This is a genomic window from Paraburkholderia sp. (genome assembly GCF_026225065.1).
Taxonomy (GTDB): Bacteria; Pseudomonadota; Gammaproteobacteria; order Burkholderiales; family Burkholderiaceae; genus Paraburkholderia.
In genome coordinates this window covers 1-14580 of sequence record NZ_JAMFSB010000118.1, presented here as the reverse complement: position 1 = coordinate 14580, position 14580 = coordinate 1, and the positions used below count along the sequence as shown (strand labels likewise).

The following is a 14580-nucleotide window of genomic DNA, read 5'->3' as shown; positions in this document are numbered from 1 at the left end:
CGGCGGCCTACTGCCCAGACTAATATAGGTGATTCGTGTGCTTGCGGTACTAGCGGATGTCCCTGGTCGTGCCGCTAGTGTTCCTGTTTGCAGGAAGTGTTGTTCTTTTCAAAACGATCTGGAGTCCGTTATTTCAATTGCGCGCAAGCGCGCGCGTTCTTCTATTGATGGTCGGTACACGCCAGCCGACGCGGCAACAGGACTGATCGACGATGACCTACCGGCTCCCAGAGCTCTCATGCTAACGCGCAGAACCTTCCTGATCGGTGGTCTCGGCGTCGCTGGCGCTGCCGGTGCACTGGTCGTCGGTTGGTCGGCGTTACCGCTGCGCCAGCGTCTGGTTGGCTCCGCGCCATTGCCGGTACAGGGCGCGGAAGTGCCGCTCAACGGCTGGGTCAAGGTTTCGTCGGACAACAGCGTGACAGTGATGATGTGTAAAGCGGAAATGGGCCAGGGCATCTATACCGGAGCGGCCATGCTGCTCGCGGACGAGATGGACGCCGATTGGACGCGGGTGAAGGTCCAGCAATCGCCGATCGACAAGATCTACAACAATCTGGACAACATCGTCGGCGATCTTCCGTTTCGCCCCGACGATCACAGCGTCTTCGAAGAGTTGACCGTCTGGATGTTACGCAAGGCTTCGCGCGATTTCGTCGGCACGATGATCACCGGCGGCTCCACGAGCATCAACGACCTGTGGCAGCCGATGCGCGAAGCGGGGGCAAGCGCACGCATGATGTTGTGCGGCGCGGCGGCCGAACAATGGCACGTACCGGTGGGCGAGTGCCGAGCCGAGAACAGCCGCGTGCTGCATCCGTCGGGACGCTCGGCAAGTTTCGGTGAGTTGGCCGAGCTCGCGGGCCAGCAATCGCTGCAGACTCACGTCGTGCTGAAGACCCCGGCGCAGTTCAGGCTGATCGGCAAACCGGTCAAGCGCATCGATGGGCCGTCCAAGCTCGACGGCAGCGCGAAGTTCGGTATCGACGCATTGCCGGACGGGCTTTTGTACGCGAGCGTTCTGATGTGTCCGACACTCGGGGGAACGCTCAAGGATTGCGACGATTCGGTGGCTCGCGCCTTACCCGGCGTCGTCAAGGTGTTGAAGGTCGATGCCTATAACGGCGGCACCGGTGGTGTCGCGGTGATTGCGGAGAATGTCTTCATCGCGATGTACGCGCTCGATGCAGTCGCTGCCTTGGGGATTGAATGGAATCATGGTGCGGCGGCAGACGTTTCGGATTCCGACGTGGTTCGCAGCCTCACGGATGCCTTGGAGCATTCGGAAGGGCATGCTTACTACAGCCGGGGCGATGTCGATGGCGCCCTGGGCACGGCTGCCAGGGTTGTGAGCGCCGAATACCGCGCGCCCTATCTCGCGCACGCGCCTCTTGAGCCCATGAACTGTACGGTACAGGTCACAGACGACGGCGCCAAAGTCTGGGTCTCCACCCAGGTCCCGGCGCTCGCGCGCAAGCAGGTGGCGAAGGTGTTGCACATGGATACCGACAAGGTGGAGGTGCAGGTGCTACTCCTCGGTGGCGGGTTCGGCAGGCGCCTGGAAGTGGACTATGTATCGCAGGCTGCGGCTATTGCGAGTGAGGCTGATGGCAGACCGGTGCAGACGATCTGGAGCCGTCCGCAAGACATGACGCACGACTTCTACAGGCCAGCCTGCGTGTCGCGCTTCAGGGCCGGGCTGAATCGCGCGGGCGAACTGGTGGCGTGGCGCAACCTGTCGGCCAGCCAGTCGGCCGTTGCTGCATCGCTCAAGCGTAATTACGGCATCCCCGACCCGCTGTGCGACCGCACCACGGTGGAGGGCGCGTTCGACCAGCCCTATGAGTGGCCCAATCTGCGGGTCGCGCAGACCACAGTCGAACTGCCGGTTCCGGTTGGGTTCTGGCGTTCGGTGGGGCATTCGCACCAGGCGTTTTTTGTCGAGAGCTTCATGGACGAACTGGCCGCGGCCGCAGGCAAGGATCCGGTGGAGTTCCGGGCGGGTCTGCTCGAGCATCATCCGCGGCATCTTGCCGTGTTGCGGCGTGCCGCCGTACTTTCGAACTGGGGGCGTCCGCTTGCGCGAGCCCCTGACGGCGCGGCCTGCGCACGCGGCATTGCACTGCACGAGGCGTTTGGCAGCATAGTCGCGCAGGTGGCGGAGGTTTCGATCGGTGCGAACAAAACCGTGTGCGTGCGGCGGGTGGTCTGCGTGGTCGATTGCGGTACGCCCGTGAACCCGAACCTGATACGCCAGCAGGTGGAAGGCGGCATTGTGTTCGGCCTGTCGGCGGCCTTGTACGAAGCTATCACGATCGATCACGGGCAGGTGCAGCAGCAGTACTACACCGACTTCCCAATCGTACACATGGACGACTGCCCGGTTATCGACACCGACATCATGTCGAGCGAGGGGGAGCCTCAAGGAGTGGGCGAAATTGCCACGCCGCCCATCGCGGCGGCCGTGGCCAATGCGATTTTTGCACTGACTGGGCAGCGTTTGCGTACGCTGCCATTGCAACTCGCGTGAGTGGTGGGAGAGAACATGCTAACGCTCGACATCAACGGCAAGAAGGTGATGGTGAAATCGGACCCGGCTACACCGCTGCTTTGGGTGCTGCGGTGTGAGTTGGGTATGACGGGAACCAAATTCGGCTGTGGAATCGGCGTGTGCGGAGCCTGCACGGTGCATCTGGATGGTGCGGCCCAGGTGTCGTGCCTGGCTGTCATCTCCACGCTGGGCAACAGCAGAATCACCACGATAGAAGGACTCGGAGGTGCCGAGGCCGTCGCGCTCAAGGCTGCCTGGAGCAACATCGACGTGGTGCAATGCGGTTATTGTCAGAGCGCGCAACTGATGGCGGCCTCGGCGCTTCTGAAGCAAAAGCCAACGCCGAGCGACAAGGACATCAACGACGCGATGTCGAACGTGGTGTGCCGTTGCGGTACCTACCCGCGCATCCGGGCGGCTATTCATGAGGCCGCTCGAAAGAAGACCGGGTAAAGCGTGAGTGCTTATTCGTGTCTATGCGTGACTAGGATTTGGCGGTGGAAACGGGTTGACGCGTGGATAAAAAGCCTTGCGGATAGTCGATGAGGCGGGTTGGGTTCGGTGCCTGTTGCAGAAGCGAACCGTACTGTGCGCCGCTTCGCGCGCCACCTACGATGGCCGCCATGGCCTGCCGGTCGAGTTCGACACTGTCCGGAAGATCCTTGATTGCGATGATAGCCATGGCTGTTCCTTATGTCGTGATCGGTGGCTGAGTGGAATGACGGCGGAGATTTTCCGCATGTGCCGGAGCGCCGGAAAATCCAAAAGGATTGCTCCGAATCAGTATAGACAATGCATCGCTCGCACGTGTTTTGCTGTGCACGGCTGCGACCAGCGTGGTGACCGTGAAGTGATGGGTTAAAACCAACACAATGGGGCGATGCTGTCAGAAGCGGCACAACACCTGTGTGGTGCAGAGCGCTCTTGTGACATTGTTGTGTAATCCTGAATTGCGGAAGGCATGGGTGCGGACTAGTATCGATCGTGAGCATGTAACTTCTTACGACAGGTTGATTACGGTTTATCGGGAGCTGCGTGGCTTTAAAAAAATGGCAAACCTTGCGCATGCGATTAGCGAATTCCAGAACGGCGAGCTGTCGCAAGATGACTTCATTGCACAGCTCGACAGCACGCTGACGAAGGACAGTGTTGGTTCGGCGCGGCTACTGGAGATATTGGGTGAAGCACATACACACATGCCGCTGCCCCCGGCGGTCTACGCGGAAGTTCAGCGGAGGATCGAGCGGCTGAGCGGTACCAATCTGACGCTGGGCGGCGGCGAGACCCGCGTGCAGACAACGCCCCGATATCCCGCGTCCCCTGCGAGTGGCCAGACGCGATCTGCAGGCAGCACGGGTCAAGCGGGACAACCGAGTCAATCGGCTCAACCCGGACAGGCAGGTGCGCCTTCCGACGCTCAACCCACCACCGGTTCCGGGCCTGTCAAAGGCGTTGGCGATACGCTCAATAACCGCTTCGTGCTGGAGGAGTGCCTTGGCGTCGGAGGCATGGGCACCGTCTACAAGGCACTTGACCTGCGCAAGCTGGAAGCATCGGACCGCAAGCCCTACGTCGCTATCAAGGTCCTCAACGTACAGTTCCGCGGCAATCCCCAGTCGCTGATCGCGCTGCAACGCGAAGCCAAGAAAGCCCAGGTGCTGGCACACCGCAATATCGTCACCGTCTACGACTTCGACCGGGACGGTGCAGTCGTCTATCTGACGATGGAATATCTGTCTGGCAAGCCGCTCAGCCGTCTCTTGCGCAACAAGAATTTCAAGGGCATGCCGTACGACGCGGCGCTGCCAATCGTCAAAGGCATGGCCAGCGCGCTCGCCTATGCGCACGAGCATGGTTTCGTGCACTGCGACTTCAAGCCAGGCAATGTGTTGCTGACGGACAAGAGCGACGTCAAGGTGATCGACTTCGGTATCGCCCGGGCATTTCAGCGGCCTGATGAGGAGAGCGATGCAACCGTGTTCGATCCGGGCACGCTCGGCGCGTTGACGCCTGCCTATGCGAGTCCCGAGATGCTCGAGCACCTCGAGCCCGATCCGCGTGACGACGTGTACGCGCTCGGCTGCATTGTCTATGAGTTGCTGACGGGACATCACCCGTTCGGCCGGCTCGCGGCCACCCAGGCCCGCAACGCCGATCTCAAGCCACAGCGTCCCGAAGGTTTGGGTACGCGCCCGTGGCGGGCCCTGCGCGGCGCGCTCTCCTTCGATCGCCGTACGCGCATGCCAACCGTCAACCGGTTCGTCAGCGAATTCTCGGCCCAGCCGCGCATCACAAAACAGCGCATGCTGATTGCCGGGGGGGCTGCGCTCGCGGGGCTGGGCGTGGCCGCTCTCGGATTGCTCTGGTACCGGACGCCTGGCAATTCTAACGGTGCGCCGAGTACAGCTTCAGCACCACTGATTGCGGCGGCGCCGGCAACGTCGAAAGCGGCGACCGATCGTGTGCACACGCCAGCGCCGCAAGCTGCGTTGGCGTCAGGGGTGGCGTCGTCGTTAGCCGCGGTGTCGGCGCCGCTTCCACCTACACTCGCATCGGTCGCCACATTGCTTGCGCACATGCCGTGTTCCGCGCTCGCCGCCTCGGTACAGGGTCATGCTGTAAAAGTGCATGGATTCGTGCCACAGGCAAACGGGATCGCCACGCTCAAGGATCGTCTGAGTGCGCTGCCGGGCGTGAGCACGCTGAATGTCGACGTGACACCGGTTGCGGCGGACAAATGCGATGTCATCCAGTTCGTAGCGCCATACTGGACACGCAACTGGCAGGCTGGCCACCCCGCCGCGCTTCAGGTGAAAGCGACTGGCGGACAACTCGCGGAGGGCGATCCTCTGGTGGTCAGCTTGACGACTCCCGACTACGAGTCGTACGTGAATATCGACTACTACCAGTTAGACGGCAGTGTCGTGCATATGGTGCCTGGTCCGCGGGCGCCAGATAATCAGGCGCCCGCGAATTACGCGGCGACCGTCGGCGGCGCAGGGGACTGGATGATTGCCAAACCGTTCGGAACCGAACTGGTGGTGCTGCTGGTCACGCCGGCGCCGCTCTTCAACGCACTCCGGCCGGAAAGCGAAGCGCGCGCGGATTATCTGCGCGCACTGGACACACGTCTCGCACAGATCGCGGGAAAGTACGGTCCGGATCACATCGTGGCCGACGTCACTCAGATCAACACGCAGCCCCGCAAGCAGTGACAGCCGCGCAACGCGGCCCCCTTCGACATCGCGGCTCATCTCTGCTGCTTTCGCTTACTTCAGATCTTTGACAACCCGGAAGCCGTTCTGCGACTGGCGCACGCTTTCGCTGTACTTAAAGCGCGTCGAAGCGAGCATGTAGTCGGCGCCTTCGAGCCACGAGCCGCCACGAATGACGCGCATGTTGCAACCGGACGCATCCCAGATACGACCGTCTGCCGGGGCGTCCTTGTACGAACTGTGCCAGCAGTCGCTCACCCATTGCCAGACGTTGCCACCCATGTCGTACAGACCATAGGGGTTCGCCGCGAATGTTCCAACGTTTTCCGGCCCCGTCTCGTGCCAGGGGTCTCCGCAGCCCTTGCAGTTCGCGTTGCCTTTGCGCATCTGATCGCCCCACCAGTATGGCGTCGAGGTGCCACCGCGCGCAGCGTATTCCCATTCGGCTTCGGTGGGCAGGCGATAGGGTTTGCCGGTCGCCTTGCTGAGCCACTTGAGGTACTGCTGGACGTCGTCCCAACTGAGATCGCGAGCGGGCGCCTTCGTGCCCGTTGCGTTTTCGCTCGACAGCTTCGGGCAGGCGTTGGCCGTCACGCAGGCATTCCATTGTTCGACAGTCACGGCGTATTTGCCGATCGCAAACGGTGCGCCGACCGCGACATGATGCGGCGGCCGCTCCGAGATGTCGCCCGCATTGCTGCCCATCGTGAACGAGCCGGCGGGTCGCGGCACCATCACTGGGCAAGCTGCGCAGTCCTTACTCTCGCCGACTGCTGAACTATTGGCCGCGGAATTAACCGGCGCCTTGGGCGCGGCGGCGACAGGCGTGGGCGGCGTCGCAGGGGCAGGTGCGGGCGCGGGTGCAGGCGCGGCACTACTCGCCACAACCGCGTGACCCGGTTGCGCCGCGGCTGCCTGAGCTTTCGATGCGGCAGGCGGCGCGGGCGCCGCAATTGCGGGCGCCGCACCCGGCGGCGGCGCTGACGCGGCGGCCTGCAAGCGCTCGATCCGTGCCTTCGCGAGCGCTGCAAAGCGGCCGTCGGGGTAGGCCTTCAGGTAGGCCTGGTAATCGCTAGCGTAGTTGCTGTTCTTGATCGAATCCCAGAACGTCAGTTCGTATTGTTCGCTGCTGTCTTTCGGCATGATGCCGCGGCTGCGCACGGAGACAATCGCTGCGCTGGCAAGCTCCGCACTTTGCTGGCTTGCCACGGCGTTACCCGGATAGCGTGCGAAGCGAAAGTTGCCGGCAAGCGACGACACAGACCAGGGTCTTTGCTTATCGCCGGTATCGGCGCGCACGGCTCGCTCAACGTCACGAATGATCCCGTCGATGTCGCGTTCCGGTGCATTGCCGAGCGCGCGCAAAAGCGCGCGCGTATAGACGCCATGGCTGAGACCGTCGGCGGCAAACCCGCCCGGGGCTGAAGCGTAGGCGATAAAAGTCTGCTGAGGCAGTGGCAAACCTGGCTTTTGGGTATCGGCGGAATGGAATGGGTTTTCCAGGCAGGTATCGAGTATGACCACATTGGCTTTGTGGACGCGGGGTGCAGACATCGCTGCAAGCACGCTGCTCAAACCGATTCCATTGACGAGCAGAGAGGCGGGGGAGCGGGCGTCGATACCCTCAGGTACCAGGATCGTTTCGTTGCCGACCTGCAGACCGTGCCCGGCAAAATAGAAGAGGCCGACACCACCGCTCGCAAGACGCGTGTGAAACGCGGCGAGCGCCTGCTGCATCTGTTGCGGCGTCCCATCCGTGAGGACGTTCACCTCGAAGCCTAGCGACGCCAGCAGCGCGCCCATGCTGCGGGCGTCGTTGATTGCATTGCCAGGCGAAGTGGCTGCGCTATCGCTATTGCCAATGACGAGCGCAACGCGCCGCTCGGCCGTACCTTCCACGGATCGTGCTGTCGTCTGAAGAATCGCGCTGCTGCCAGCTTGCGTGACAGCGTTGGCATCCGTCCACGACACGTGTAGGACCCCGGCTATGCATACGAGCAGGAATTTTCGCCACATATTCAAATCCTGGTTGTCCGTACCGAACCTGCTTCCCGATGAAACAACGATAGCACGCGCTACATGTGTCACAAGGTTAACGAATGGTTCGTTTCTTTTTGTGAAGTTACGTTCTAAGCTAAAGGACGAAATACGAGCTCCGCTCTCCCGAAGGAGGCGCAACATGCCAGTAAGAACAGCGCTCAGTGTTCTGGCCGTGATCTGCCTGACGGCAGCGGCGCCAGTCCCGCATCAGTCGCCGTCGCCGCCCGGCGCCGAGGAATACATCATCTGGCCACCCGACGGCGCCGTGATTCACGGCGGCAAGCTCTGGGTGAGAATGGGCTTGCGCGGCATGGGGATCTGTCCGAAGGGCGTCAGCTTTCCCAATAGCGGGCATCATCATCTACTGGTCGATACCGATCTTCCTCCGCTCGACCAGCAGATCCCCTCCGATCGCACTCACCTGCACTACGGTGCAGGCGAAACCGACGCGCGCGTCGAACTCGCACCGGGCACCCATACCCTGCAGCTTCTGCTTGGGGATGAGAACCACGTGCCGCAGGTTCCCGCGGTGTATTCGAAAAAGATCACCATTTACGTACGTTAGGACCGCTTTGTATGCTTCGGTCCGAGAAGACGGGGGGCACGCACGATGAAGAAGATAATCGCTCTCGCTGCATTGGCCGCCACGGTCTGGCTGAGTGCTGCCTTTGCGGCTGGCACGCCGTCGCCGCCAGGCGCATTCTGCTATATCGGCTATCCGAACGAAGGCCAGACGATGGCTGCGGGCAAACCGTTTCGCGTGTGGTTCGGGCTGCGTAACATGGGCGTGGCGCCCAAAGGCGTCAATTACCCGAACACTGGACACCACCACTTGCTGATCGATACCAGCCTGCCCCCATTCGATCAGGAGATTCCTTCCGATCGTAACCATTTGCATTTTGGCGCGGGCGAAACTGAAACGACGTTGGTTCTGCCGCCTGGGAAGCACACGCTTCAGCTATTGATGGGCGACTACATGCATATGCCGCACGACCCACCGGTCTACTCGAAGAAGATCACGATCTACGTCAAGTAACTACATCAATGATGTGTCGGGCGTTATCTGTTGGTGCGACGCCAACGGTGTGAACGGATCGTGTTGGAATGCGGCCATCACATGGTGGCTTGCCTAACCCGACGGCGCACGAGGCTGCTTCCTTCGACTTCCTGAATAGCGGCGTGATTTCAAGCGATTGAGTGCTTTGCCCAGGCAGCAGCGGCGTCATGGCACGGCCTGTGCATAAGATGGGTGCGAGCAGACACGAGATGCTTGCACCCTCGACACCGGAGAACCGCAATGAACACGCTCATGATTTCAGACCTGGCCGTCACGGAAGAACTCGACCGCAAGACGATGCGCGTTGTGCGCGGCGGTCTGACGGCAGGCGGCCTGATGTCCTCGTTTCCTTCCCTTAGCCAGTTCAAATTCGGCAATGGCATCACGATCGGCGCTTCGCAACTGATCAATCAAGGCCTGAACATCGACAACGTCAATGGCATGGACACGGCCTTCGCGACTGACATGTCTTCGACGATCACCCCGCATCAGTCCGCCAATAACAGCATCACGCTGATCTGACAGCTGCGTTCCGGCTACAGGGCGCAATCAAAACGCGCCTGCAGCTGATCGTTCTGTCCATACAGCCGCGCTTACTGGAGAAAATCGTGTCTGCCTTGTTCTGTCTGGCAGCGGGTCATCGCACGCCGGTTGCGGCAGCGACGCAAGAAAGTACCTGCAGCCGTGTGCACGTCGAGCATCGAAGCTCAGCGCTGCGGGTTCTGGAGGCCACGACGCTGTGTGCAGTACTGCTATGCGGTTGCGTCGACGTCAGCATGCCCGCCTATCAGCGCCCCGATACGCCGGCGAAGGATTCATGGTCGAACGGGAGCGTGGCCGTATCTGCCGCCGAGACGATCGAGCCCGACTGGTGGAAGACCTTCCAGGACCCGTATCTGAATTCGTTGATTGCGAAAGCGATAGCAGGCAATTTCGACATCAAGATTCTTGCCGCACGTATCCAGGTGGCGGGTGCCCAGATCGGCGAGGCGCAGGCGGGCGCGCTGCCTACCCTGGACGCAGGCGCTGGCGGCAACTTCCAGAAGAGCACAGGCGTGCCGTTCCAGCAGCAGTACATGCTGGGGACCCAGGTCAATTGGGACATCGACATCTGGGGCAAGGTCGAGAAAGGCGTGCAGGCACAGAAAGCCGAGTTTCATGCGACGGAAGCGGATTGGCGTGCGGGGTATCTGGAACTGGTTTCCAACGTCTCAGTGACATATTTCCAGATTCTTCAGTACGACGATCAGATTACTCAACAGGAGAAGACGCTGGCCACTAACCGGCAGATACTCACGATCTACGAGGGTCAAAGCCATAGCGGCCTGATTCCTCAAACCGTCGTTATGCGCCAACAGGCCGAAATTAACCGGTTGACGAATGAGTTGCTGGAACTGCGCCGCTCGCGCGATCTCGCGAACAATGCGCTTGCCACGCTGGTTGGCGTGCCTGCGGGCGAGTTTCAGCTACCGGACGGGCACTTGCAGCAACGCGTCCAGTTGCCGCCGGTCCCCGCCGGGTTGCCCGCCCAGCTGCTGGCGCGCCGGCCCGACGTCGTGGCCGCGGAATTCCGCGTGCTCGAAGCCTATGACCTCGTCGGTCAGGCGAAGCTTGCCCAACTGCCCACTATCAGTCTGACGGGGCATGCCGGCACCGCGAGCTTTGCGCTGTCCTCCCTGCTGAAGGCGTTCACGTATGGCTTGATGCCTAGCATCGATTTTCCGGTTTTCGATCCCGGCGTGCGCGCCCACGTGAAGACAAGCAAGGCACAAGGCGATCTCGCCGAGCAGCAGTATCGCCGCACGGTGATGGGTGCATTCGAAGAGGTCGAGAACGCGCTCGTCAATCTCGACTCGCATCGCAAGCAACGTGTGGAACTGCAACAGGAAGTAGCACGATTACGCCTCGTTGCCGACCAGATCGAAGCGCAGTTGAAGGAAGGCGTGGTGTCGCAGCTTGAAGTGTTCGAGACGGAACGCACGCTGCTAGAGGCGCAACTCGCTCTGCTGGCCAATCATCAGCAGATTCTCTCGGACACCGTGCTGCTCTACAAGGCGCTGGGCGGTGGCTGGCCTGCGCTCGATGTGCAGGCCGAAGTGAAGGAAAACTAAGGGAATACTCAGGTAACGCGTAGGTACACGCAGACAACATCAAGGCAAAGACAACACAGGGGGCAAACGGCTAATTGACTCCCGCGATGCGTGTCTTACAATTTGATTGTCATCGCCCGTCCGACGGTTCGTCGCGCCAAAGCATTCGCGCCGCGGGTTTCGCCGGCCCTCGCTGAACCATTCGTGGCAGCAGCGAATCAACGCTTCGTGATGAAGACAAATGAATCCCGGCGAGGCTCCAATTGCAGAGTTGAGGGTGACCCACGAACGCGAGTTCGATGTGGTGCTCTCGTCTGTCTCGCACCCAGAGCTGGGGACGATCCGTATCGGCGATAGCCTGTTCGCAGTCGGTCGCGGCGAGTCTCCCTTTACCGGCTACCCTGACGAATTGATCTCTGCGTTGTCGCGCAGGCATGCCAGAGTCTTCGTCGAGCACGGTGTCGCTTATGTTGCCGATCTCGACAGCAAGAACGGCACGACTGTCAACGGCACAAGCGTGCGGCAGACGCCGCACCGCCTGCGCGACGGTGACGAACTCTGCTTTGGCGGCACGTTGTGCTATCGCGTGGGCATTCAATCACGTGCGCAGGTCGAAGCCTACACAGCACAACCCGTCACCCTCGCGCTCATTCCCGAGCGCGGCGACCTTGGGCTTCAGCCTATTGAAGTCCACACCTTCCCATTTCTCGTCAGCAAGATCGACGAACTGTTCTCGCGCTACAAGACGCGCTATCCGCATCAGGTCAATTACATTTCGCGGCGTCACGCCCACATTTTTCTAAACGCGGGCGTTCCGTGCATTGAGGATCTCGGCAGTACGAACGGTACTTTTGTCGCCGGAAAGCGGCTCGAGGCATCGGCAGTTTCCCTACATGACGGCGATGTCCTTGCATTCGGCGGGGACCACTTCGTCTACAAGGTGCAATTGCAAAAGGCGTCCGACCTCGAGGCTACTGTGACCGCGATATCCGTTTCCGACCCTACACAGTGCGAACTGCTCGATACCGACAAGACCACCTTCGTTGGTGCCGCACATTCATTTCTCGAGATCTTTTGCGTCGATCAGGTCGCGCAGCGAGAGGATGAGGTCAATGAGGCGGTCTCCCACGTTCCACACGCAGCGGATCACGATGCACGGTCCGTGGACAGCCCGCATAAATGGCGCGTGTTCGCTGCCGAATGCATGCGCGTGTTCTCGGGCGGCGATCGCACCGCGATCCGGCGCGGCGCGGCGTGGGGAGTCGCGGGCCTGGTGCTGTTGCTGGTCGTGGCGATTACGCTCTATATGAGAGGCTCGTCGCAACGTGAGGTGAAGGCGCTGCTGGCGGAAGGCAACTATTCCAATGCCGTCACGCGGGCGAACCGGGATCTCGAGGGTCATCCTGCCGATGCGCCCATGGAGGCGCTCGCGAGTGAAGCGCTGATGAAGGCGTCTGTGCCCGAATGGCTTTCGGCATTGCGCAGAGGTAATTTCGATCAGGCGGCGGCGACGCTCGCCGGTGCAAAGGTCCAGGCCAGGCCCAATCCTGACGCGAGGCCACTCGTCGATGAGCTGGCGTGGGTGGGGGATCTGGAACAGTTCGTCGTGGGTAGAGGTGGCTCACAAGCGCCCATCCGGATGAACGCGGACGAGGACCGCATCACCCAGCTCCTTGCGCGTTGGAACGCCGACCCGCAAGCACATCAACACGCGCTGGACCGGATTTCGTCATACGTGCCCGAGTTCGCCGAGCCGTACGCGCTGGCGATGAGTCACCTGCGTGCGCTGCAGCGCGACAACTCCGTGTATCTGCCGGCGATCGCGCGATTGAACGCGGCCATCGCCACCGATCTGCCACAGGGCAACTTCGACACGCTGCGGGCGATGTTTAGCGACTACGCCGAGAAATACCCGCGTCTTGCGGGTCTTGACCCACTGCGAGCGGACCTGCAACGATACGCGGCGCTCGCTGACGAGGCGCGTGCGCGCAAGCTCGGTCCCCTGCTGTCACTGATGAAATCCGCGCACTTTGCGACGCCGCCGTTCCAGCAACAGTACCGGTTGTTCGCCGCGACGCAGCTTCCTTCGGATACGGTGATACGTCAGCACGACCTCGTCGCCGCGGCGTGGCGGCGCGGTGATGGGCAGCAAGCGCTCGCCGGCTTGCAGTCGATGCCGCCTTCGCCATGGTCCGACGTGCTCGCCCGGGAGCAGGCGCATAAGCAGTCTGTGTTCGATCAATTCGGTGCGCTGCAAAAAATGCGCGGCACGAAGGACTACGACCAGCAACTGCTGACGTTCTATGGCGCGCTGGACGCCACCGACGACACCTGGTTCATGCAGGCCATCAGCACCGACGTGTCCTCGATCCGCGACAAGGCGCTGGCCCGCGCTCAAGACGGGCTCACGCATGCACAGGCCCTATGGCGTCAATATCGCGAGAACGGTGCGATCGGGGGCACCCAGCGGCTCGAGGCGGGCATCTCCGCACAGTTTCGCAACCAGGCCAGAACGCTATCGGAAGCGCAGTCAGTGGCTCAACAAGGAATGCGCATCTATACCCAGTTACGCGCCGACCATTCCGGCGACTGGGACAGCCTGCTCGCCGCGATTAACGCCGAGGTGGAATTGCAGCGCCGTTCGCTGCAGGAGTTGCGCATGGTGCTGGACCCGGATTTGTTGCGGGCAAAGCTCGCCCTGATCGGAGGCACCGGCAGTGAAGCGGGAAATTCACCTTAAGCCGCTTGCCGAGGCGCTGGAAGATCACAGCGCCGAAGGTATCGCGATCCTGACCGCGGAACCGGTGCGGTTGGCACGCGCGCTCGTGCTCATCATGGTCGGGCTCGTGATCGCCGGTCTGCTGTGGTCGTTTTTCGGGCGCGCCGACGTGATCGTGAGTGCACAAGGCACGCTTGCGCCCGAATCGGAGGTGCGCCGCTTCTACGCGCCCATCGACGGCGAACTCGCAGATCTCTACGTGGCCGAAGGCCAACCGGTCTCGAAGGGGGATGTGCTGGCGCGCCTGAACGCCCGTGGCGCGATCGAGGCAGCGAGCAACGCCTTGCAGGCACAGCTCAAACTCGAGGAGGCTGAGCGCGAGTGGCGCGAGTTTCCCGAAAAGAAGGCGCTGATGGAGCGCAAGGCTGCAGCACTGAAGGAACAGATGGAAGTGGAATCCAATCTGCACCAGAACCGCATGTCTGAGGGGACGACCAAGCTCGCCGAAGGACAGCGGGCGCTGCTCGAAGAGGCACGCAGCAATCTCGACAACGCGCGGCATGCACGCGATGCGGCACGTGACGAGCAGGATAAATATGTACGGCTGTTTGCGCAGCCGGGCGGCGGCGGTGTCGCCGAGCTTCAGGTCGAAGCGAAGAAAAACGCCTATCAGGAGGCGGAAAACGGCTACCGGGTAGCGCAATCGAAACTCTCCGAACTGGACTTCCAGTTGAGCCACGAATACGCACAGGCTAATGCACAGCTCGCCACGAGCGGCGAGCAAGCCACCGACCTGCAGATTCAATACGATTCCGCGGTACGCGATATCGCCACCGCCGAAGACAAGGTGCGGCTGGAACTGCAGAGTGCGCGCCTCGTGGCGGACGCGGCTGCGCGGATTCGCTTCG

General features: G+C 61.5%; 11 protein-coding genes. 9 read left to right on the top strand and 2 right to left on the bottom strand.

Annotated features, from left to right (window positions below; translation table 11 throughout):
- Positions 1–238 precede the first annotated feature (238 nt).
- Positions 239–2530, top strand: a complete 2292-nt coding sequence (locus M0954_RS09505) for a molybdopterin cofactor-binding domain-containing protein (protein WP_133893970.1) — start codon at positions 239–241, stop codon at positions 2528–2530.
- A gap of 15 nt (positions 2531–2545) precedes the next feature.
- Positions 2546–3004 carry a (2Fe-2S)-binding protein gene (locus tag M0954_RS09500; protein WP_133893971.1) on the top strand — a complete coding sequence of 153 codons (459 nt, stop codon included), beginning with the start codon at positions 2546–2548 and terminating at the stop codon, positions 3002–3004.
- A gap of 31 nt (positions 3005–3035) precedes the next feature.
- Here M0954_RS09500 and M0954_RS09495 read toward each other — a convergent pair whose 3' ends face one another.
- The gene (locus M0954_RS09495) at positions 3036–3233 is read right to left on the bottom strand and encodes a hypothetical protein (RefSeq protein ID WP_297352832.1); all 198 of its coding nucleotides are present in this window, start codon (positions 3231–3233) and stop codon (positions 3036–3038) included.
- Positions 3234–3600: 367 nt separating this feature from the next.
- Between M0954_RS09495 and M0954_RS09490 the strand changes: the two genes are divergently transcribed.
- On the top strand, positions 3601–5766 hold the full coding sequence (locus M0954_RS09490) for a serine/threonine protein kinase (RefSeq protein WP_297352831.1): 2166 nt from the start codon (positions 3601–3603) through the stop codon (positions 5764–5766).
- Positions 5767–5820: 54 nt separating this feature from the next.
- Here the strand turns inward: M0954_RS09490 and M0954_RS09485 are convergent, their stop codons facing one another.
- Entirely contained in the window at positions 5821–7782 is a 1962-nt protein-coding gene (locus M0954_RS09485; protein WP_297352829.1) for an SUMF1/EgtB/PvdO family nonheme iron enzyme, read from the bottom strand.
- 163 nt (positions 7783–7945) lie between these two features.
- Here M0954_RS09485 and M0954_RS09480 point away from each other — a divergent pair, with 163 nt between their 5' ends.
- The 6 genes from M0954_RS09480 to M0954_RS09455 form a co-directional block, all read left to right on the top strand.
- Positions 7946–8371 (top strand): DUF4399 domain-containing protein, encoded by a 426-nt coding sequence (locus M0954_RS09480; protein ID WP_122157162.1) that lies wholly within the window; start codon positions 7946–7948, stop codon positions 8369–8371.
- 45 nt (positions 8372–8416) lie between these two features.
- Entirely contained in the window at positions 8417–8842 is a 426-nt protein-coding gene (locus M0954_RS09475) for a DUF4399 domain-containing protein (protein WP_122157160.1), read from the top strand.
- A 261-nt stretch (positions 8843–9103) separates the two neighbouring features.
- Complete coding sequence (locus tag M0954_RS09470; protein ID WP_123386524.1) at positions 9104–9385, top strand: hypothetical protein; 282 nt, start codon at positions 9104–9106, stop codon at positions 9383–9385.
- Positions 9386–9549: 164 nt separating this feature from the next.
- Entirely contained in the window at positions 9550–10974 is a 1425-nt protein-coding gene (locus M0954_RS09465) for an efflux transporter outer membrane subunit (protein ID WP_297352843.1), read from the top strand.
- A gap of 220 nt (positions 10975–11194) precedes the next feature.
- Complete coding sequence (locus M0954_RS09460; protein ID WP_297352827.1) at positions 11195–13693, top strand: FHA domain-containing protein; 2499 nt, start codon at positions 11195–11197, stop codon at positions 13691–13693.
- Positions 13671–14580 (top strand): biotin/lipoyl-binding protein (locus M0954_RS09455; protein WP_297352825.1); only part of this gene is annotated, 910 nt, incomplete at its 3' end. The genes M0954_RS09460 and M0954_RS09455, both read left to right, overlap by 23 nt.

Coding starts and splice junctions, on each gene's coding strand:
- M0954_RS09470 (WP_123386524.1), top strand. CDS start 9,104: ATGAACACGCTCATGATTTCAGACCTGGCCGTCACGGAAGAACTCGAC.
- M0954_RS09480 (WP_122157162.1), top strand. CDS start 7,946: ATGCCAGTAAGAACAGCGCTCAGTGTTCTGGCCGTGATCTGCCTGACG.
- M0954_RS09495 (WP_297352832.1), bottom strand. CDS start 3,233: ATGGCTATCATCGCAATCAAGGATCTTCCGGACAGTGTCGAACTCGAC.
- M0954_RS09500 (WP_133893971.1), top strand. CDS start 2,546: ATGCTAACGCTCGACATCAACGGCAAGAAGGTGATGGTGAAATCGGAC.
- M0954_RS09485 (WP_297352829.1), bottom strand. CDS start 7,782: ATGTGGCGAAAATTCCTGCTCGTATGCATAGCCGGGGTCCTACACGTG.
- M0954_RS09490 (WP_297352831.1), top strand. CDS start 3,601: ATGGCAAACCTTGCGCATGCGATTAGCGAATTCCAGAACGGCGAGCTG.
- M0954_RS09505 (WP_133893970.1), top strand. CDS start 239: ATGCTAACGCGCAGAACCTTCCTGATCGGTGGTCTCGGCGTCGCTGGC.
- M0954_RS09460 (WP_297352827.1), top strand. CDS start 11,195: ATGAATCCCGGCGAGGCTCCAATTGCAGAGTTGAGGGTGACCCACGAA.
- M0954_RS09475 (WP_122157160.1), top strand. CDS start 8,417: ATGAAGAAGATAATCGCTCTCGCTGCATTGGCCGCCACGGTCTGGCTG.